Origin of the sequence: Micromonospora sp. NPDC047738, assembly GCF_040642675.1 — a bacterium.
GTDB lineage: Bacteria > Actinomycetota > Actinomycetes > Mycobacteriales > Micromonosporaceae > Micromonospora.
On sequence record NZ_JBEYSO010000008.1, the window covers coordinates 192,523 to 211,025 of the forward strand.

Sequence of the window (18,503 nt, forward strand, 5' to 3'; positions counted from 1 at the left end):
CGGCCCCGCCACCTCAGCCGGTTGGCGGGCGGACCGGCGGCGCGGTGAGGGATTCCACCGGGCGCGGCGTGCTCTCCGCGGGCCGCGGGTCGACCGGTGGGGCGAGCCGGTCGGGGCGGGCCACCCCGCCGACGCCGGACTCCTCGGCGGCGATCTTCTCCTGCAGCCGGAGGATGCCGTGCAGCAGCGCCTCCGGGCGCGGCGGGCAGCCGGGCACGTAGACGTCGACCGGAATGAGCTGGTCGACTCCCTTGGTCACCGAGTAGGAGTCCCAGTACGGGCCGCCGCAGTTGGAGCAGGCGCCGAACGAGATCACGTACTTCGGCTCGGGCATCTGGTCGTAGAGCCGCTTGATCGCCGGGGCCATCTTGTCGGTGACCGTGCCGGAGACCACCATGAGGTCGGCCTGCCGGGGGCCGTGGGCGAACGGGATCACCCCGAGCCGGATGAAGTCGTGGCGGCCCATGCTGGTGGCGATGAACTCGATGGCACAGCAGGCCAGCCCGAAGTTGAACACCCAGAGCGAGTAGCGCCGGCCCCAGTTCAGCACGAACCGGATCGGCTCGCCGAGCACCGCCGGAACCTGCACCTCGGGCCTCCCTCACCTGTCCCCGATGTGACAGTCAACCACAGCGCCGGAGGTGGCAACCCGCGCAACCGTCGCCGGCGTCGATGCGTGTGACGGATGTCGATCGCGTCGGCGGCGACGCGCACGGGGAGGACCAGATGACGGTGACCAGGGAACCGCGGCTCGGTGAGCCGCCACCTGAGCGGACCGCGGAGCGCCCGGAGCGGGCCGAGGCGATCGACTTCGACGGGCTCTACCATGCGCACTTCCGGTCCCTGACGCTCCAGCTCGCCGCGTACTGCGGGGACCTGTCGCAGGCCCAGGACCTGGTCCAGGAGGCGTTCTGCCGGGCGTTCGCCCGCTGGTCCCGGGTGTCCCGCTACGACGACCCGGTGGCCTGGGTACGCCGGGTCGCCTGGAACCTCGCCACCAGCCGCTGGCGACGGCTGCGGACTGCCCAGGCCTGGCTGCGCCGGCAGCGGGAGGAGCACGTGCCCGGGCCGGACCCGGACCGGGTGGCCCTGACCGCCGCCCTGGCCCAGCTGCCGCCCGCCCAGCGGCGCGCGGTGGTGCTGCACTACCTGGCCGACCTCTCCGTCACCCAGATCGCCCAGCAGGAGGGGGTGCCGGAGGGCACGGTCAAGTCCTGGCTGCACCGGGGCCGGGCGGCGCTGGCCGCGCAACTGGCCGGCACGAACGAGGTGGACGACGATGAGTGAGTTCGAGGACATCCTGGTCAGCAGCGAGTTCGCCGCGTTCCGCGCGGCGTACGCCCAAGCGGTGCAGCCGGCCGGCCCGGACATCGTGCGCCGGACCGTACGCCGCCGGCGGCGCCGGACCGCCGTGGCCACCGCGGCGGCCGTGGTGCTCGCCGTGGCGATCCCGGTCGCGGCGAACGCGGGCCTGGACCGGCGCTCCGGTCCGCCGCCCGTACCGGCCGAGACCCGGTCATCGACCCCGTCGGCGACCACCCCGTCACCGGCCCCGTCGCCGAGCGCGGCGGCGACGCCGAGCACGGCCGGCCCCACCGCGGCGGCACCGGACGGCCGGATCAGCAGAGCACAGCTCCTCGCCGCCCGGGTCGACCTGCCCGCCTGGCTGCCCGGTCCGGTGTGCAAGGCGGGGCCGACCCGGATCGCGGCCAGGTACCGGACCGAGGGCGACGTCCTGCTGGAGGACCTCGCCTACGGCGACGTGGACGGCGACGGTGCGGTCGAGACCGTCGCGCTGCTCCGGTGCTCCGTCTTCCAGCGGGGCCCGTCGCAGGTGGTGGCGTTCGACCGGGACACCGCCGGGGGGATCGTGACCCTCGGCCAGGTCACCCGTTCCGACCGACCGACGCCGGAGTGGCTGCTGACGACGCAGGTCACCAGCCGCGGGACGGTCCGGGTGGAGATGGCGGACATCAGCCCCGGAGGCGGCTGGTCGCTGGACTGGTCACAGCGCCAGTGGCGCGGATACCGGTGGACGGGCAAACGGTTCACCCAGGTCGAGGGGCCCACCTCGTTCGGCCCGAACCCGCATCTGGCGGACCTGTCGGTAACCGCGAGCGACCTGGCCTGGGGGCCGAAGGAAGCCGACGGCACCCGCACCGGCACGATCAAGGTCACCGTCCGGAACCTCAGCCGGGTCCCGGCCGGCCTGGTCGAGGTGCATCTGCGGATGCAGCCGGGCGCGACGGCCGACGGCGGCGACTGGTCCACCTGCCAGGACCGCCCGCCACCACCCGACGATGCCCTCAGCTGCCGATTCGGGCCCCTCGGCCCGGGCGCGTTGCGCACCTTCCGGTTCGGTCTCCGGGATTCGAGCGTCATGTCCGGCACCGGCGTCGCCGAGGTGGCCCCGATCGGCACCGACGCTGACCCGCTGATGGACTCGTCCTGGGAGAACAACGAGGACCGCTACCGCTACCGCTGACCCGACCTGCTCGTACGGCCCGCTCGGTGACCACCCGGCGGGCCGTACGCGGTTCTCCGGGTTTGTCGACGGCGGGGCACCGGTGCTCCTCGACCGTCGCGTTGCTGACAAATGTGATCGCAACCCAGGCCGGGTCCGGAACGTGCTACCAGCGACACCGCGGCGGACGACCCGTCGCGGCAACGGGGATCACGGGAGGACTTTGACATGACCACACGTACCAGGCGCCGGCTCGCCGCCGTCCTGATCGGCCCGACCGCGGCGCTGCTGGCGTTCGCCGCACCGGCCACAGCCGCACCGGCCGGCGGCCGGCTCGACGCCGACGTCTCGGTGGGCCGGCTGGTGCTCGACCCGACCGAGCGCGGCTACCGGGGCAGTCTGCCGGTCACGGTGACCAACCGCGGGTCAGCCGAGACGTACTTCAACGTCACGATCGTCGAGCCGGTCGCCGGTTCCATCGGCAACCTGTCCCCGGACAGCCCGTGCGGCTACGGGAGTCCGCAGGACAACCGGCGGGTGATCAGCTGCTCGGTGCCCGGTCCCAACCTGAAGCCGGGCGAGCGGCGGTCGTTCTCGGTCGCCTTCGCGGCCCTCACCACGCCGCGGAACGTGGCGATGAGCGCGGACGGGGGCCGGATCTCGGTCAACGTCGGCGACGGCAACCCGGCGATCGCCGACCGGGAGAGCTTCGGGGCACTCTTCCGCTCCACCTCGGGTTCCCTGCGCAACCCGGTGCCCTACGTCCAGGACAGCCAGGCGCGGGCGTCGATCAGCGCGGCGGGTGCCGCGACGCTGGTGCGGCAGCCGGACGGCAGCTACCACGGCCGACTGCCGGTGACCGTCCGGTGGGCCGGTGACGCCGCGCATGAGTTCCTCTTTGTCGATGCGCCCACCCTGCCGGCGGACGTGCAGATCTGGGGCACCGACCCGCAGGACCTGCCGGGCTCCCTCACCAGCTTCATCGTGCCGGGCGGGCGCTTCATGGCCGGCGAGGAGCGCAGCTTCGACGTGCTGCTCCGCGCCGACCCGGGCACCGTCCCGGGTGACCTCGGCGAGGTCACCTTCCAGCTCGACACGCGGTGGGGCATGGATCTGGTGCCGGACGCCGACCCGGCGGACAACCTCGCCTCGTTCACTCTGACGGCGGCCGACGCGAGTTGACCATCCACGAGGGCCCGGGACCGCACCGCACGGGTTCCGGGCCCTCGTCATGGATGCGGGTCGCCGGGCCCGTTTCGTCCACCGGGGACACCCGCAGTCGATCTCGCTCGTTATCGTGCTGGTCGATGTCCGCCCACAGCGGCGTGACACCGACCACGGGGAGGAACTTCATGGCAGTCACCATGCCCATCGGCCGCCGGATCGCGGCCGGCCTGCTCGGCTCCGCGCTTGCGCTGCTCGCGGCCGGGGCGCCGGCCGCCGCAGCGCCGAACCAGTCCAGTGACACGCTGTCCGTCACCGCGCAGCAGCTGGTGCTGGAGCCGACCGACCGGGGCTACGTCGGCACGCTGCAGGTGACCGTGACCAACGGCAGCCCCACCGCGCAGTCCTTCGGCCTCACCTTCACCGAGCCGGCGGTCGGCTCGCTGACGACCACCGACCCGCTCGCCGGCTGTGTCTACCTCGAGAAGGTGAACGGCCTGCGCCAGATCCACTGCGGGGGCGGCGCGGTCATCGAGCCCGGCGCGAGCCAGCTGGTCCGCATCGGATTCCACGTGCTCACCCGGACGCGGGACTACCCGATGATCGTCGACGGCGGCCAGATCATGGTGCTGCCGGAGACGGGCGGCATCGCCGCCGACACCACCACCTACGCCACGCTCTTCCGGTCCACCAAGGGCAAGCTTCGCAACCCGGTGCCCTACGTCCAGGACACGCTCAGCAACGCCAGCATCACCGCCCATGACGTGACGCTGTATCGAACCTTCCCCGGTGCGGAATACCACGGCGAGATGCGGGTCACCGTCACCTGGAACGGCGACGCGGGCCACGATTTCCTGCAGGTCGAGGCGAACCTTCCCGCCGGGGCCCTGGTCACCGGAACGGACCCGTGGCTCGAGCCGAACGGCTTCCCCGGCACCTGGTTCGAGGTCCCCGGCCACAGGTTCATGGCGGGCGAGTCGCGGACCCTGACCGTGTACTTCAGCGCTCCGGCGGACACCCTGCCCGGTGCCCTCGGCACCGGCTCGTTCAACCTCCGGGCCCAGTTGTTCATCGACGAACTCGCCGACGTCTCCCCGGCCGACAACACGCCGTCGTTCGCGCTGACGGCCATCGACCAGACCTGATCGCGCTCCAGGGCCGGGGCCGGCACCACGTCGGTTCCCGGCCCCGGACGGGCTCACCAGGTCGGGCGTTGCAGCAGCCCGACGAACTCCACGAGCAGCCGCTCGCGCAGCCGCACCGGGGCGGCGTCAAGCAGGGTGTGCACCGCCGCCATCCGGTCCGGCGCCGGCCCGGCTCCGAGCCCCAGGCCGGCCGCCAGTCCGGCGATCAGCTCCGGGGTGAGCGCCGCCGGGGTCAGCGACGCCGCGAGCGCGCGCAGCTCCGGCGGCAGCGCGACCGGACCGGCCGCCCGCGCGGCCACCGCCGCGTCGGCCAGCGCCGGGCCGAACTCGGCCACCCGCGGGGCCACCACCGCGGTCACCGTGAGGTGCACGCTGGCCGGCAGGCCGGCGTACCCGAGCTGGGGCTGGGTGTGCCAGCCGCGGGCGGTCAACTCGTCGACCAGCACGAACAGGTCGAGTCCCGGGTCGTCGCTGGTGAAGCAGACCACGGTGGACTCCGGCTCGGCCAGCAGCCGGAGCCCGTCGACCGCGCGTACCGCGTCGGCCAGCCCGGACACCGCCGCTCGGGTCAGCGCCGCCAGCCGCAGGTAGCCGGTCTCGCCCAGATGGCGCAGGGTGGCGTAGGCGGCGGCGATCGGGCCGCCCGACCGGGTCGAGGCGATCACCGGGTTGACCATCGTGTACCCGGGCCAGTCCGCGTACCCGAAGTACTGCGGCGCTCGCAGCCCCGGATCCCGGTGCAGCAGCACCGACACCCCCTTCGGGGCGTACGCGTACTTGTGCAGGTCGACGGAGATCGAGGTGACCCCGTCGACGGCGAAGTCGAACGCCGGCACCGGCTCGCCGAGCCGGCGCAGCCAGGGCAGCGTCCAGCCGCCGAAGCAGGCGTCCACGTGGCAGCGCACCCCGGCGGCCGCCGCCACCGCCGCGATCTCCGCGACCGGGTCGACCACGCCGTGCGCGTACGCGGGGGCGGAGCAGGCGACCAGCACGGTCTCCGGCCGGATCGCGGCGGCCACGTCGGCCACCGCCGGACGCAGCGTGACCGGGTTCACGGGCACGGTGTCGAGGGCCACCCGCAGGTAGTGGGCCGCCTTGGCGAACGCGGCGTGCCCGCTGGCCGGCACCACGAGCCGCGGCTCGGCGAGATCCGGCCGGGCGTCCCGGGCCGCCTTGACGGCCAGGATCAGTGACTCGGTACCGCCGCCGGTGACGCTGCCGACCACGTCCGGGGCGCTCGTGCCCGGCCCGCCGCCGAGCAGCCGGGCGGCCGCCCCGACCAGGGCGTTCTCCATCGCCAGCAGGGACGGGAAGGCGGTCGGGTCGAGTCCGTTGACGTGGACGCTCTCCGCGTACGCGGCCCGGGCCAGCTCGTCCAGCCCGGCCACCCCGGGGTCGTAGACGTACGCGAACAGCCGCCCGCCGTGGGTCGGCCGGTCGGCCGCGCGCAGGGCCCGGATCTCCGCCAGCACCCGCTCCGCGGGCACCCCCTCGACGGGCAGCGCGCCCGTCCCTTCCTCGGTCATCGATGGCGCCCTTCCTCGGAAGCGGTTTGGCGGCTCATGCGCCCGCGGTCGCGGCAGCCGACTGCGGCGGGCCGGCGGCGAGTTGGGCGGGGGTCAGCGTGTAGGCGCGCAGCAGCAGCACCGGGGCGGCGACCAGCAGGGCCGGCAGGATGGTGAAACCGAGCAGCACGCCGAGGCGGGCGCCGGCGGGCTGGTCGGCGGCGACCCCGGTCGACGACGACACGTACCCGGAGAGCTGGAGGACCAGGCCGTAGATACCGGGGCCGAGGGCCAGACCGAACGTCTCCCCGGCCGTCCACAGCCCGGTGAACACGCCGGCCTGCCGCCGCCCGGTGCGCGCGGTGTCGTACGCGATGCAGTCCGGCAGCATGGCGAGGGCGAAGACCTGCTGGCCCGCGTACCCGACGCCAATCAGCGCGACCACGGCGTAGACCCCGGTGGCCGGCAGCGCGGGCGCGGCGACGAGGGCCAGCGCGCCGGCCGCGAAGAGCAGCGACGCGACAACCAGCGCGGCCCGCTTGCCGACCCGCGCGCCCACCCGGCTCCAGAGCGGCATGACCAGCAGCGCCGGCCCGACGAAGCAGGCGAAGAGCAGGGTCGGCCCGGTCTCCGGGGCGCGGAGCACCTGGCCGGCGAAGTAGCTCACCCCGGCCAGCACGGTCGCCACCCCGGCGGACTGCACCACGAAGCAGACCAGCAGGGCCCGGAACGGCCGGTTCCGGCCGGCGACCGCGAGCTGGGCGCGCAGGCTCGGTTCGCTCTCCCCCATCGTGCCGGCAGGCGCGGACCGGGTGCCGAGGAACGCGCCGACCGCGCCGGCCACGATCAGCGCGGCGACGAACAGGCCCATCCAGCGGTGTCCCGGCACCCCGTCGCCGCCGGCGGTCACCACGGCCGGGGCCACCGCGCCGGAGACCAGGATGGCCAGCGCCAGCACGGCGATCCGCCAGCTCATCAGCCGGGTACGCTCCGCCGGGTCGCCGGTCAGCTCGGCCGGCATCGCCACGTACGGCACCTGGAAGAAGGCGAACGCGGTCGCGGTGGCCAGGAACGCCACCGCCACGTACGCCCCGGCGGCCGGGCCGGCCCCGAACGGCGCGGCGAAGATCGCGGCGAAGAGCACGGCCAGCGCCAGCCCGCCGCCGAGCAGGTACGGCCGGCGGGCACCCCAGCGGGACCGGGTGCGGTCGGAGATCCGCCCGGCCACCGGATTGACCAGCACGTCCCACGCCTTGGGCAGGAGCACCAGCAGGGCGGCCGCCCCGGCCGCGACGCCCAGCGTGTCGGTGAGGTAGGGCAGCAGGAGCAGCCCGGGCACGGTCCCGAACGCCCCGGTGACCAGCGAGCCCAGCGCGTACCCGAGGTGCACCCGGCGGGGCAGCCGGCCGCCCGGCTGCGACCCCGTCCCGTCCATGAGCCCGAATGCTACTCACGTTATGGCGTGGATCACATCCCCTCCTCCGGCGACCAGGCAGCCGCCATGTCCACCCCCGACGGGCGCAGCGGACAGCCCTCGGCCCGCAGCCGGGCCCGCGCCTCCACCTCGTGCCCGGGTGGCAGCCGTCCGGCCGAGTTCACCACCCGGTGCCAGGGCACTCCGCCCCCGTGCCGGGCCATGATCGAGCCGACCAGCCGGGCCGAGGCCCGCCCCGAGCGCTCGGCGAGCGCGTCGGCCACCGCCCCGTACGACATCACCCGGCCCGGCGGGATCCGCTCGACCAGGTCGAGCACCGCCTCGACGTACTCCTCAGGCGTCATGACCGGCCACGATATGGGAACGCGTCCGGGCCCGGGGGACCCGGACGCGCAGAATGGTCGGGTGCGCGAAGCAGTCACCTCGGCCCGCCGGATCGTCGTCAAGATCGGATCGTCCTCGCTGACCACGGCGGCGGGCGGCCTGGACGACACCCGGGTCGACGCCCTGGTCGACACCCTCGGCGCACTGGCCGGCGCCGGCCGCGAGGTGGTGCTGGTCTCCTCCGGCGCGATCGCCGCCGGTCTCGCCCCGCTCGGCCTGCCCCGACGCCCGCGCGACCTGGCCACCCAGCAGGCCGCCGCCAGCGTCGGGCAGGGCCTGCTCATCGGCCGGTACGCGGCCAGCTTCGCGCGGCACGGGCGCACCGTCGGCCAGGTGCTGCTCACCGTGGACGACGTGACCCGGCGGGCGCACTACCGCAACGCGTACCGGACCCTGCGCAAGCTGCTCGACCTGCGGGCGGTGCCGATTGTCAATGAGAACGACACGGTGGCCACCGAGGAGATCCGGTTCGGCGACAACGACCGGCTGGCCGCCCTGGTCGCCGCCCTGGTCGACGCCGACCTGCTGGTGCTGCTCTCGGACGTGGACGCGCTGTGGACCGGCGACCCGACCCGACCCGGCAGCACCCGGATCACCGAGGTGCACGGCGAGGGCGACCTGGCCGGTGTCGACATCGGCGGCGCCGGCCGGGCCGGCGTGGGCACGGGGGGCATGGTGACCAAGGTCGAGGCGGCCCGGATCGCCACCGGCTTCGGCATCCCGGTGGTGCTCACCGCCGCGCCGCTGGCCACCGCGGCGCTCGCCGGCGAGCCGGTCGGCACGTTCTTCCACCCGAGCAGCCGCCGCCCGGCCGCCCGGCTGTTCTGGCTCGCGCACGCCACCGCGCCCCGGGGCCGGCTGCACCTCGACCCGGGCGCGGTGCAGGCGGTGGTCGGCCGGCGCAAGTCCCTCCTGCCGGCCGGGATCACCGCCGTGGACGGTGCGTTCACCGCCGGCGACCCGGTCGACCTGGTGGACGCCGCGGGCGCGCCGGTGGCCCGGGGGCTGGTCAACTACGACGCGGTGGAGCTGCCCGGGCTGCTGGGCCGCTCGACCTCGGAACTCGCCGCGGCCCTGGGCCCGGCGTACGAACGGGAGGTCGTCCACCGTGACGACCTGGTGCTGCTGTGAATCCGGGACGGGTGGCCGTCCCACTGACGCCTGAGGAGTGCAGGATGAGCGTCGTCGAGCAGGCCCGGCGGGCCCGGGACGCGGCGGAGGCCCTCGCGGTCGCCCCGCGTACGGTCAAGGACGCCGCGCTTCACGCGATGGCCGACGCGCTGGTGGCGCGTACCCCGGAGCTCCTGGCCGCGAACGCGACGGACCTGGCGGCCGGGCGCGAGGCCGGGCTGACCGCGGCGGTGCTGGACCGGCTGGCGCTCGACGCGGACCGGGTGGCCGGCATCGCCGACGCGCTGCGCCAGATGGCCGCGCTGCCCGACCCGGTCGGCGAGGTGGTCCGCGGCTCGACCCTGCCGAACGGGCTGGAGCTGCGACAGGTCCGGGTGCCGTTCGGGGTGGTCGGCATCATCTACGAGGCCCGGCCGAACGTGACCGTGGACGCGGCCGGGATCTGCCTGAAGTCCGGCAACGCGGCGCTGCTGCGCGGCTCCTCCTCGGCGGCCCACTCCAACGCCGCGCTGGTCGCCGTGCTCCGGGACGCGATCGCCGCGGCCGGCCTGCCGGCGGACGCGGTGCAGCTCCTCGACGCCACCTCGCGGGACTCGGTGAAGGAGCTGATGCGCGCGCGGGGCCTGGTCGACGTGCTGATCCCGCGCGGCGGGGCCTCGCTGATCCGGACCGTGGTCGAGGAGTCGACCGTGCCGGTGATCGAGACCGGGGTGGGCAACTGCCACGTCTACGTGGACGCCGCCGCCGACGTCGCCAAGGCCGTGGCGGTCACCCTCAACGCCAAGACCCAGCGCCTCTCCACCTGCAACACCGCCGAGTCGCTGCTGGTCCACGCGAACGTCGCGGACGCCTTCCTGCCGGCGATGCTGGCCGCCTTCGCCGACGCCGGGGTCACCGTGCACGGCGACGCCCGAGTCGCCGCCCACTCGGCCGCGGTGGTCCCGGCCACCGAGGAGGACTTCGCCACCGAGTACCTCTCCGCCGACATCTCGGTCGCCGTCGTCGACTCGCTCGACGCGGCGGTCCGGCACATCCGGCGGTACGGCACTGGCCACACCGAGGCGATCGTCACCGACTCCCAGTCCGCGGCCCGGGAGTTCGTGGCCCGGGTGGACGCGGCGGCGGTGATGGTGAACGCGTCCACCCGGTTCACCGACGGCGGCGAGTTCGGTTTCGGCGCCGAGATCGGCATCTCCACACAGAAGCTGCATGCCCGGGGCCCGATGGGGCTGCCCGAGCTGACCAGCACCAAGTACGTGGTCACCGGGGACGGCCACCTGCGCTGACCCGCCTGGGCGCCGCCCTGCTCAGACAGCCGGTGCGGCCGGCTCGGGCGGCGCGGGCGGCGCGGGCGGCGCGGGCGGCCCCGCCGGCTCCGGCCCGGACAGCGGCACGACGGGCGGCAGCACCACGGGCGGCGGCACCGGCGCGCCGGCGTCCGGCGACGGGTCGGCGGACCACGGCGGCGTGCCGGGCGGCGGCACGAACGGCCGGGCCAGCGGGGCGGACGGCGCCACGACGTCCGAGGGCAGCTCGATGGCCGGCGCGACCGGCGGCGGCACGGCGTCCGCGGGGGGCGCCGGGCGCGGTGCCGGCACCGCGGGCGGGCTCGGCAGCGCGGCCGGCTGCGGCGGCACGAACCGGCTGCCGGACAACCGGGCCTCGGGGGCGCTCGGCCGGCAGGCCCGGATCGCGCGCAGCGTGGTGTGCACGTCGAACTGGTGGCCATCGTCGCTGTCCCAGCCGCCGTCACTGCGCTGGGTCTCGGCGAGCCGCTGGCGCGCCGCCACCATCAGCCACTGCTCCTCGCCCACCTCGACCCGGCGCAGCGTGGCGGCCAGCCAGGCCACGTCGGCCGGGGACAGCTGCGGGATCCGCTCGGCCAGCACCGCCTGGATCCGCGCCGACTCGTAGTACATCTGCTGGCGGTGCAGCACGGCCGCGGCCAGCCAGCCGGTGGAAAGGAAGGACGGCCAGCTCCCGTCGGGGGCGAGCTGCGCGGCGAGCGCCTGCGCCGCCGCCTGCACCACCCCGGCGTACGCCCCACCGACCCGGTGGTCGAGCGGGCCGGCGGCGCGGGCGTCCAGCCCGGCGACGGTCAGCCAGAACCCGGCGTTGGCGGTCAGGTACAGCTGCGCCTCCGGGTCACCCGGGGTGGCCCACTCGGGGGCGAACCCGGCCAGTGACGGGTCCTCGTCCCAGCCGCCGTCCGGCAGCTGCCGGGCGGCCAGCCAGTCCAGGGCGTGCCGGGCGGCGGGGCGGCTCAGCCCCCCGAGGTCGTCCAGCTCGGACAGCCGGAAGCAGGTCGCGTCGACCGAGGCGACCTCGCCGTCGAGCAGGGCGGGCCAACCACCGCCGGGTGCCTGCCCGGCCTCGGCCGCGTCTAGCAGTTCGGCCGGCACCGGGGCACCGGTGCGCAGCCGGGAGAGGCGGGCGCGGTCCACCGCGTCCCCATGCGCCACGACGAAGCCGATGGCGGCGTCCAGATCGACCACGACGGAGACGCTACCTGCGGGAACGTGCTCCCGCCTCGGTATCTCGGCTGAGGAGGGCCCGGCTCACCGGCGGGTACGAGCGGGCCCTACCGGCATCGCGGAAGGGCCCGCTCGGTCCGACTCAGTAGGCGGGCAGCGACGGGTCGATCTGCTTGATCCAAGAGAGCACGCCACCCTGGACGTGCACCGCGTCCTTGAAGCCGGCGGCCTTCAGCGCGGCGAGCGCCTCGGCGGAGCGGACGCCGGACTTGCAGTGCAGCACGATCTGCCGGTCCTGCGGGAGCTTGGCGAGCGCCTCACCGGAGATGATCTCGCCCTTGGGGATGAGGGTCGCGCCGGGGATCCGGACGATCTCGTACTCGGCGGGCTCCCGGACGTCGACCAGGAAGACGTCCTTGCCGGCGTCCTGCCACTCCTTCAGCTCCAGCGCGGTGATGGTCGAGTCGACCACCGCCTCCTGCGCCTCGACGGAGACCGCGCCGCAGAAGTCCTCGTAGTCCTCCAGCAGGTCGGTGACCGTCGGGTTCTCGCCGCAGAGCACGCAGTTGGGGTCCTTGCGGACCTTGATCTTGCGGTAGCTCATCTCCAGGGCGTCGTAGACCATCAGCCGGCCGACCAGCGGCTCGCCGATGCCGGTGAGGAGCTTGATCGCCTCGTTGACCTGGATCGAGCCGATGGACGCGCAGAGCACGCCCAGCACGCCACCCTCGGCGCAGGACGGGACCATGCCGGGCGGCGGCGGCTCCGGGTAGAGGCAGCGATAGCAGGGGCCGTGCTCGGCCCAGAACACCGACGCCTGGCCGTCGAACCGGTAGATCGAACCCCAGACGTACGGCTTGCCGAGCAGCACCGCCGCGTCGTTGACCATGTAGCGGGTGGCGAAGTTGTCGGTGCCGTCGACGATCAGGTCGTACTGGGAGAAGATCTCCTTGACGTTGTCCCGGTCCAGCGCGGTGTTGTGGATCTCCACGGTGACCAGCGGGTTGATCTCGCGGATCGACGCGGCGGCGGACTCGGCCTTCGACCGGCCGACGTCGGAGACGCCGTGGATGACCTGCCGCTGGAGGTTCGACTCGTCGACGGTGTCGAAGTCGATGATGCCGAGGGTGCCGACGCCGGCGGCGGCGAGGTACAGCAGGGCCGGCGAGCCGAGACCGCCGGCACCGACGCAGAGCACCCGGGCGTTCTTCAGCCGCTTCTGCCCCTCCACCCCGACGTCCGGGATGATCAGGTGGCGCGAGTAGCGACGGATCTCGTCTACGGTCAGCTCGGCGGCGGGTTCGACGAGCGGGGGCAGCGACACGGTGGACTCCCCGGGATCGGCGGCGGGACCCGGTAATTGTCACTCGCCGCGGTAGGGATCGGCCATGATGAGCGACACGTAGCCCGACATGCGGGAGCGGGAATAGCTCAGACCCCTTCGGTCAACGCCCCCTCGTAGCGGACCCCGTCGACGTACGGCCAGGCGTTGGGCAGGCAGCCGTCCAGTCCGTACGTCTGCTGCTGCATCACCGGGGCCGGCTCGCCCGGCCTCGGGCAGGCCTGGTGCAGCTCGCCGAACTCGTGCCCGACCTCATGGTTGATCACGTACGTCCGGTAGACCTCGAGCGGCGCACCGTAGTCCGGCACCGCCTCCATCCAGCGCGCCAGGTTGATGACGACCCGGCCGGGCAACCGGCAGGAGGTGTACCGCTGGGTGCTCAGGCCTCCGTCGGCGCACATCCGCTCCGAGGTGGCCGGGGTGGCCAGGTAGATGGTGAAGTCGGCGGCGGACGCCTCGGCCACCCGCTGCACCCGCAGTTCCCGGGAGGCGATCCAGCTCCGGGGGTCGCCGAGCACCGCGTCCACCGTGGCGGCGAACTCGTCCGCGTCCTGGCCGGTGTCCTGCTCCACCTCGACGCGGTAGCGGCGCAGCGGCCCCTCGTACCCCCGGACCGGTGAGCGGCCGTCGGCCGCGGCGAAGCTGCCGGGGCCGACGGTCGGGTAGCCGCTCGGCGCCACCCGGGGTTCGTCGCGCCCGCCGTCCGCCGACCGCTGGTTCGAGGTGGCCACCGGGGGCCGGTCGGCGGACCGGTGGACCAGGACCGGCAGACCTGCCACGCTGCCACCCGCCGCCAGCACGGCGATCAGGAGCAGGGCGGTACGACGGCGCCGCCACCGCAGCCGGCGCGGCCCGGGCGGGACCGGGGCGGTGGTCCCCGGATGGGCCGGCGGGCGGTCGAAGTCGAGCCGGGCCGGACCGTCGGGCGGCGGCTGACCGGGCTCGGCATTCGGGCCGGAAGGGGACGGGGAGGTCATATCGCCAGCGTGTCACGCGATTGGGGTGAGCGGCCGCCTTTGCTGCAAGATAACGCGAATGGTTCTCATCATGCCGTCGGGGCACGTCAGAGCGCCGGACCGGTGTACCGCTTGCCGTTCAGGTAGGGCCACGGGTTCGGCCGGCAGCCGTTGAGGAAGAGGGTCTGCTGCTGCATCACCGGTGCCGCCTTCCCCGCCCCCGGGCACCCCTCGTGATGGTGCCCCAACTGGTGGCCGACCTCGTGGTTGATCACGTAGAGCCGGTACGTGTCCAGCGGCACCTTCGCCGCGACCAGATGCGGCGCCGAGGTACGCCAGCGGTCCAGGTTGATGACCACCTTGCCGGGCACCCGGCAGGACGTGTAGGGCCGCCCGCCCACCCGGATGTCGATTCCGCCGGCGAGACACAGCCGGCCGGCGGTGTCCCGGGTGGCCAGGTAGACGGTGAAGTCGTACCGCTCGCCGGGGGCCACCCGCTGCAGCCGGAGCCGGCCGCTGTCCACCCAGCTCCCGGGCCCGGCCAGGGCTCGCTGCACGGCGTCGCCGAAGGCCGGCACCTCCTCGCCGGAGCCGTCCTCCACCGCCACCCGGAAGCGCCGCAGCACCCCTGCCCGGCCCAGCACCTCGCCCGACCGGTCGTCGTACGCGAAGCTGCCCCGCCCGTGCGCGGGCACCGGACCGGGCAGGCTCAGCACCGCCTCCGGGCTGACCGGGCTCGGCGTCGACGACGGGCTCACCGGTGCGGACGGCGTCGGCGCCGGAGTCGTCGGGGCGGACGGCGTCGACCCGGTGCTCGACGGTGCCGGCGGCTGGATCAGCCCCTCGTCGCCGACCAGCACCTCGGCCCAGGCCGACGGCCGTTGCACCGCGGCGGCCACGGCGATCCCGGCGGCGCTCAGGAACGCGAGCAGTACGATCGCGGATCGCCAGCGGACTGTCGGGCGACGGGCGGCAACCGGCGCGGCGGCGCGACGCGGACGGGGGGCGGAGGACATCGCGCTCAGCCTGCCATGTCCCGGCGGAGGGCGCTGTCCTCCGTTCCGGCGAGCAGACCGTCCCGGGGGTCGGCGGGCACCGCGCCACCCCGGGCCTCGGCGGACCCTCCGCCGACCCACGGCTCGGCGGGCACCGCTCCGGCCCGCGACCCGGCCGCCGCCGCGTCGGCCCGGGCCTCGGCGAGCAGTGCCAGGACGGCCCGCGCCACGGTCCGGGGCACCTCCAACTGGGCCACGTGCCCGACCCCGTCGAGCATCAGCAGGCGGCTGTCCGGGATCACCCGGGCGGCCTGCGGCGCCACCCGGACGTCCACCAGCCGGTCCTGCCGTCCCCCGACCACCAGGGTGGGCGCGCGCACCGCCGCCGCCAGCCGCCACAGCGAACCGGTGCCCGGCAGGTACGACCGCAGGAAGCTGGCGACCAGGCCCCGGAACGTCCGGACGTACACGGCGGCGTAGTGGTCCGCCTCGTAGCGGATCCGGATCTCCTCGATCGCCTCCTGCCGGCGCTGGTCACAGATCCGGGTCAGGTCGGCGATGCACGCCTCCATCACCTCCTGGGCCAGCATCTCGGGGGCGAGCTGAGTCAGCCGCCAGGCGGCCACCCGTTCCCCTCCGGGGATCGCCAGCAGCGGCAGCATCCGCCCCTGCAACGAGCGGCGGAAGTCCAGGAACGGCAGCGCCGGGGAGACCAGGGTCAGCGTCCGGACCAGGTCCGGCCGCAGCGCCGCCACCCGTACCGAGACGGCACCGCCGAGCGAGTTGCCGAACAGGTGCACCGCGCCCCGGCCGCTGTGCTCGATCCAGCGGATCACCCGGTCCGCGAAGGCCGGCACGGTGTATCGCCGGCCAGGCTCGCTGCGGCCGAAGCCGGGCAGGTCGATCGCCTGCCCGTCGAGCCGGTCGGCGAGCAGGCCGGCCAGGTCCGTCCAGTTCTGCGACGAGCCGCCCAGGCCGTGCACGTAGAGCGCCGGCTCGGCGCCGGGGCCGGTGGCCGGGGTCTCCCGGACGTACGTCACCGTGCCGTCGAGGCGTACGCCCCGGCCCGGCCAGGGCGGCGGGACATGGTGCGCGGGCAGGAGATGATCCGGCCAGAGGGCGGCGCGTTTCATGGCTCCAGTGTTCCCGCGCCCCGGCCGCCCGACACCGGCCTTCGGCTCAGGCGAGCAGCGCTTCCAGCCGGCGGTTCACCGCGGCCAGGGTCGCCCGGACCGCCGCCTGCCGGGGATCGCCGGCCACCAGCGCCGAACCGGCCAGCTGCTCCACCCAGCCGGCACAGACCAGCAGCACCACCACGGTCGCCACCTCGCAGTTGCCGAACGGCACCACCGCGGCGTGCTCGACGAAGCAGCGTCCCCGCTCCCCGGTCGAGGCCGCGCGGCCGAGCAGCTCGTCCACCGCCGCCGCGGCGGCCACCGCGCAGAGCCGCAGCACGTAACCGTCGACGGCCGGCCCGGTGGCGTGCCCCTCCGCCGTCCGGTCCCCGGCGATCAGGCGTACCTCCACGGTGGCGTCGAGGCCGAAGGTGCTCATCTGGACGTGGTCGATCAGCACCCGGGGCCCCGGCGCGCCGCTGGTGTCCAGCGGTCGGGAGGGTGCGGTCTCCGTCGTGGTCATCTGCCCGCCCGAGTACGACGTACCGAGCGTGACCGGGCTTCCGGTGGCCGCGCCGGCCGGGGCGGCGGCGAGCGACGACTCCTCCACCGTGGCCCGGCCCCGGTGGGTCGCGGCCTGCCGGCGCCGGCGGGGCGGCTCGGCAGCCGGCTCGGCGCCCTCGGTCGGCAGCTCCGCGGGCCGGCCGGCTCGCGCCTCAGGCGCGCCGAACGGGCCCTCCGCCGACCGGCTCGGGACCGGTCGGGGCGCGCCCGGTCGGTCCTCGGCCACCCGCGGCTCGCCGGTGGCCCGCTCCGGGCGCGTCTGGGCCGACCGGCGACGGACCGGGGGCGGTGCGGCGACGGGAGCACCGGGCAGGTTCTGCGGGGCCGCGGCCAGCCCCATCCGCTCCTGGAGCAGGCGGGCCACCATCCGGCTCACCTCCGCCGGGTCGGCGCCGTCGGCGAGGTCGAGCCGGAGGCTGTGCGCCCCGGCCGGGGTACGGCGCAGCGCCGCGTCCCGGACGCCGGCCACCTCCCGGACGGCGTCGAGGATGGCGTTGACGTCGAAGCCCTCGGGCCGCTCGCGCAGCGGCGCGGGCTCGTCGTCACGGCGCAGGTGGGTGGCGATGCGGGCGAGTTCCGGGGTTTCGGCGGGCGGTTCCACGGCTGGCGGCTCCGGCACGACGGGCACGTCCGGTTCGGCGGGGACGCGCTGCGGCAGCACCGCCGCGGCGGGGTCCGCCGGCCGGGTCTCGGCGGCCGGCTCGGCCGTCGGCACCGGTTCGGGGGCGGACCGGCGGGCCGCGTAGGGGGGCGCGCTCGTCGGGGCGGGCGCGGGGGTGCGGTCGACGCGGGACCCGCCGCCGGCGACGGGGCCCGGCGTCTCGTCGGTGCGTGGCCGGTACGACGCGCCCTCGCGCTCCTCCGCCCGGGCGCCGGCCGGCGGGCCGTACCCGGCGGGCGGGGCGCTGGCCGGGGCCTCCCGCGGCACCGGCGGGGCGCTGGTCGAAGCGGCGTGCGGCGGCGCGCTGAACGGGGTCACCGGCACCGGCGGCCCGGCCCAGGAGGGCCGTTCGCGGCTCTCCCGCGCCACCGGCTCGTAGGCCGGGTGGGATTCGGCGTCGCTCCGGGACACCTCGTACGGCCGGGCCGGCTCGGGGCGCGGTGGCCCGTACCCGGACGGCGGCTCGGCCCGGACCGGCTCGTGCGGGCGGGTCGGCTCGCCGCGCGGCGGCTCGTGGGGCGTGGGCTGCTCGGCCGGCTCGGGTGCCCACTCGGCGGCGCGCTCGTCGCGGGCGCGGCGGCCGACCGGCTCCTCCTCGCGGGCGCGGCGGCCCGTTGTCTCGTCCTCCCGGGCTCGGCGGCCGGCCGGTTCCGCCTCGCGCGACCACGCCGGCGCCCAGCCGCCGCCCCAGCCGGGCTCGGACCACTCCGGCTCTTCGGCCGGCGACGGTCGGCGTTCGTCCGCCGGCGCGCGCGGGTCGTCGGCCGCCGGGGTGCGCGGCTCCTCGGGCGGGTCCACGGCCGGCCCGGCCGGCGGCGCCGACGAGGGGCGCTCGGCCCAACCCCGGGAGAGCGACGGCGGCCCGGCTGGCGAGTCGGCCGGGGCCCAACCGCGCGACAGCGACGGCGGCTCGCCCGGCCCTCGGTCGGCCCAGCCCCGGGACCCGGACGGCGGCTCGGCCGGTGACTCCGGCAGGCGCTGGTCGGCCCAGTCCCCGGCCGCGGCCGGCGACTCGGGCGGGCGCGGGTCGGCCCAGCCCCGGGAGAGTGACGGGGGCGGCTCGGCGGCGGCCCGCTCGGCGGCCGGGGCGTGGAAGCCGGGCGGGACCTCGAAGCCGGAGGCGGCCGCGCCGACCGGCGGCACCTGGAGGGCCGGCGGCGCGGAGGTG

Annotated in this window: 15 protein-coding genes and 1 pseudogene; 6 read left to right on the forward strand and 10 right to left on the reverse strand. The window is 75.6% G+C overall.

The window, feature by feature from the left end; genetic code table 11:
• Positions 1-13: 13 nt before the first annotated feature.
• On the reverse strand, positions 14-589 hold the full coding sequence (locus ABZ783_RS15925) for an NADH-quinone oxidoreductase subunit B family protein (protein ID WP_357438280.1): 576 nt from the start codon (positions 587-589) through the stop codon (positions 14-16).
• Positions 590-726: 137 nt separating this feature from the next.
• Here ABZ783_RS15925 and ABZ783_RS15930 point away from each other — a divergent pair, with 137 nt between their 5' ends.
• The 4 genes from ABZ783_RS15930 (at position 727) to ABZ783_RS15945 (ending at position 4,773) form a co-directional block, all read left to right on the forward strand.
• A complete protein-coding gene (locus tag ABZ783_RS15930) occupies positions 727-1,287 on the forward strand; it encodes a SigE family RNA polymerase sigma factor (RefSeq protein WP_357438283.1) in 561 nt (186 codons plus the stop codon).
• On the forward strand, positions 1,280-2,485 hold the full coding sequence (locus ABZ783_RS15935) for a hypothetical protein (RefSeq protein WP_357438286.1): 1,206 nt from the start codon (positions 1,280-1,282) through the stop codon (positions 2,483-2,485). Before ABZ783_RS15930 ends, ABZ783_RS15935 begins: the two co-directional genes overlap by 8 nt.
• Positions 2,486-2,692: 207 nt before the next feature.
• Positions 2,693-3,646, forward strand: coding sequence for a hypothetical protein (locus ABZ783_RS15940; RefSeq protein WP_357438288.1), 954 nt, complete (start codon positions 2,693-2,695; stop codon positions 3,644-3,646).
• 170 nt (positions 3,647-3,816) lie between these two features.
• On the forward strand, positions 3,817-4,773 hold the full coding sequence (locus ABZ783_RS15945; RefSeq protein WP_357438290.1) for a hypothetical protein: 957 nt from the start codon (positions 3,817-3,819) through the stop codon (positions 4,771-4,773).
• Positions 4,774-4,826: 53 nt separating this feature from the next.
• Here the strand turns inward: ABZ783_RS15945 and ABZ783_RS15950 are convergent, their stop codons facing one another.
• Genes ABZ783_RS15950 through ABZ783_RS15960 form a run of 3 tightly spaced genes read right to left on the reverse strand, consistent with a single transcriptional unit; the run spans position 4,827 to position 8,057 of the window.
• Positions 4,827-6,299, reverse strand: a complete 1,473-nt coding sequence (locus tag ABZ783_RS15950) for an aminotransferase class V-fold PLP-dependent enzyme (RefSeq protein ID WP_357438293.1) — start codon at positions 6,297-6,299, stop codon at positions 4,827-4,829.
• Between the two features lie 34 nt (positions 6,300-6,333).
• Positions 6,334-7,713 carry an MFS transporter gene (locus ABZ783_RS15955; protein ID WP_357438295.1) on the reverse strand — a complete coding sequence of 460 codons (1,380 nt, stop codon included), beginning with the start codon at positions 7,711-7,713 and terminating at the stop codon, positions 6,334-6,336.
• 32 nt (positions 7,714-7,745) lie between these two features.
• The gene (locus tag ABZ783_RS15960) at positions 7,746-8,057 is read right to left on the reverse strand and encodes an MGMT family protein (RefSeq protein ID WP_357438297.1); all 312 of its coding nucleotides are present in this window, start codon (positions 8,055-8,057) and stop codon (positions 7,746-7,748) included.
• A 13-nt stretch (positions 8,058-8,070) separates the two neighbouring features.
• Here ABZ783_RS15960 and proB point away from each other — a divergent pair, with 13 nt between their 5' ends.
• Both proB and ABZ783_RS15970 read left to right on the forward strand, forming a co-directional pair.
• Positions 8,071-9,228, forward strand: coding sequence for a glutamate 5-kinase (proB, locus tag ABZ783_RS15965; RefSeq protein WP_357438300.1), 1,158 nt, complete (start codon positions 8,071-8,073; stop codon positions 9,226-9,228).
• A gap of 44 nt (positions 9,229-9,272) precedes the next feature.
• Positions 9,273-10,514: a glutamate-5-semialdehyde dehydrogenase gene (locus ABZ783_RS15970; protein WP_357438303.1), complete on the forward strand. Its 1,242-nt coding sequence runs from the start codon at positions 9,273-9,275 to the stop codon at positions 10,512-10,514.
• A gap of 390 nt (positions 10,515-10,904) precedes the next feature.
• Here the strand turns inward: ABZ783_RS15970 and ABZ783_RS15975 are convergent.
• From ABZ783_RS15975 to ABZ783_RS16000, 6 genes and pseudogenes are all read right to left on the reverse strand, one after another.
• Positions 10,905-11,765 (reverse strand): annotated as a pseudogene (locus ABZ783_RS15975) (hypothetical protein); the annotation flags it as partial.
• 79 nt (positions 11,766-11,844) lie between these two features.
• On the reverse strand, positions 11,845-13,026 hold the full coding sequence (moeZ, locus tag ABZ783_RS15980) for an adenylyltransferase/sulfurtransferase MoeZ (RefSeq protein ID WP_357438305.1): 1,182 nt from the start codon (positions 13,024-13,026) through the stop codon (positions 11,845-11,847).
• A gap of 107 nt (positions 13,027-13,133) precedes the next feature.
• On the reverse strand, positions 13,134-14,021 hold the full coding sequence (locus ABZ783_RS15985; RefSeq protein ID WP_357438308.1) for a DUF3152 domain-containing protein: 888 nt from the start codon (positions 14,019-14,021) through the stop codon (positions 13,134-13,136).
• A gap of 86 nt (positions 14,022-14,107) precedes the next feature.
• Positions 14,108-15,016, reverse strand: a complete 909-nt coding sequence (locus ABZ783_RS15990; RefSeq protein WP_357438311.1) for a DUF3152 domain-containing protein — start codon at positions 15,014-15,016, stop codon at positions 14,108-14,110.
• Between the two features lie 5 nt (positions 15,017-15,021).
• On the reverse strand, positions 15,022-16,128 hold the full coding sequence (locus tag ABZ783_RS15995) for an alpha/beta hydrolase (RefSeq protein WP_357438314.1): 1,107 nt from the start codon (positions 16,126-16,128) through the stop codon (positions 15,022-15,024).
• Between the two features lie 46 nt (positions 16,129-16,174).
• Positions 16,175-18,133 carry a hypothetical protein gene (locus tag ABZ783_RS16000; RefSeq protein ID WP_357438527.1) on the reverse strand — a complete coding sequence of 653 codons (1,959 nt, stop codon included), beginning with the start codon at positions 18,131-18,133 and terminating at the stop codon, positions 16,175-16,177.
• Positions 18,134-18,503: the final 370 nt, after the last annotated feature.

Bases quoted from the DNA above. Each gene is read 5' to 3' on its own strand.
- ABZ783_RS15930 (WP_357438283.1), top strand. From the start codon at position 727: ATGACGGTGACCAGGGAACCGCGGCTCGGTGAGCCGCCACCTGAGCGG.
- ABZ783_RS15935 (WP_357438286.1), top strand. From the start codon at position 1,280: ATGAGTGAGTTCGAGGACATCCTGGTCAGCAGCGAGTTCGCCGCGTTC.
- ABZ783_RS15940 (WP_357438288.1), top strand. From the start codon at position 2,693: ATGACCACACGTACCAGGCGCCGGCTCGCCGCCGTCCTGATCGGCCCG.
- ABZ783_RS15945 (WP_357438290.1), top strand. From the start codon at position 3,817: ATGGCAGTCACCATGCCCATCGGCCGCCGGATCGCGGCCGGCCTGCTC.
- ABZ783_RS15950 (WP_357438293.1), bottom strand. From the start codon at position 6,299: ATGACCGAGGAAGGGACGGGCGCGCTGCCCGTCGAGGGGGTGCCCGCG.
- ABZ783_RS15955 (WP_357438295.1), bottom strand. From the start codon at position 7,713: ATGGACGGGACGGGGTCGCAGCCGGGCGGCCGGCTGCCCCGCCGGGTG.
- ABZ783_RS15960 (WP_357438297.1), bottom strand. From the start codon at position 8,057: ATGACGCCTGAGGAGTACGTCGAGGCGGTGCTCGACCTGGTCGAGCGG.
- proB (WP_357438300.1), top strand. From the start codon at position 8,071: ATGGGAACGCGTCCGGGCCCGGGGGACCCGGACGCGCAGAATGGTCGG.
- ABZ783_RS15970 (WP_357438303.1), top strand. From the start codon at position 9,273: ATGAGCGTCGTCGAGCAGGCCCGGCGGGCCCGGGACGCGGCGGAGGCC.
- ABZ783_RS15985 (WP_357438308.1), bottom strand. From the start codon at position 14,021: ATGACCTCCCCGTCCCCTTCCGGCCCGAATGCCGAGCCCGGTCAGCCG.
- ABZ783_RS15990 (WP_357438311.1), bottom strand. From the start codon at position 15,016: ATGTCCTCCGCCCCCCGTCCGCGTCGCGCCGCCGCGCCGGTTGCCGCC.
- ABZ783_RS15995 (WP_357438314.1), bottom strand. From the start codon at position 16,128: ATGAAACGCGCCGCCCTCTGGCCGGATCATCTCCTGCCCGCGCACCAT.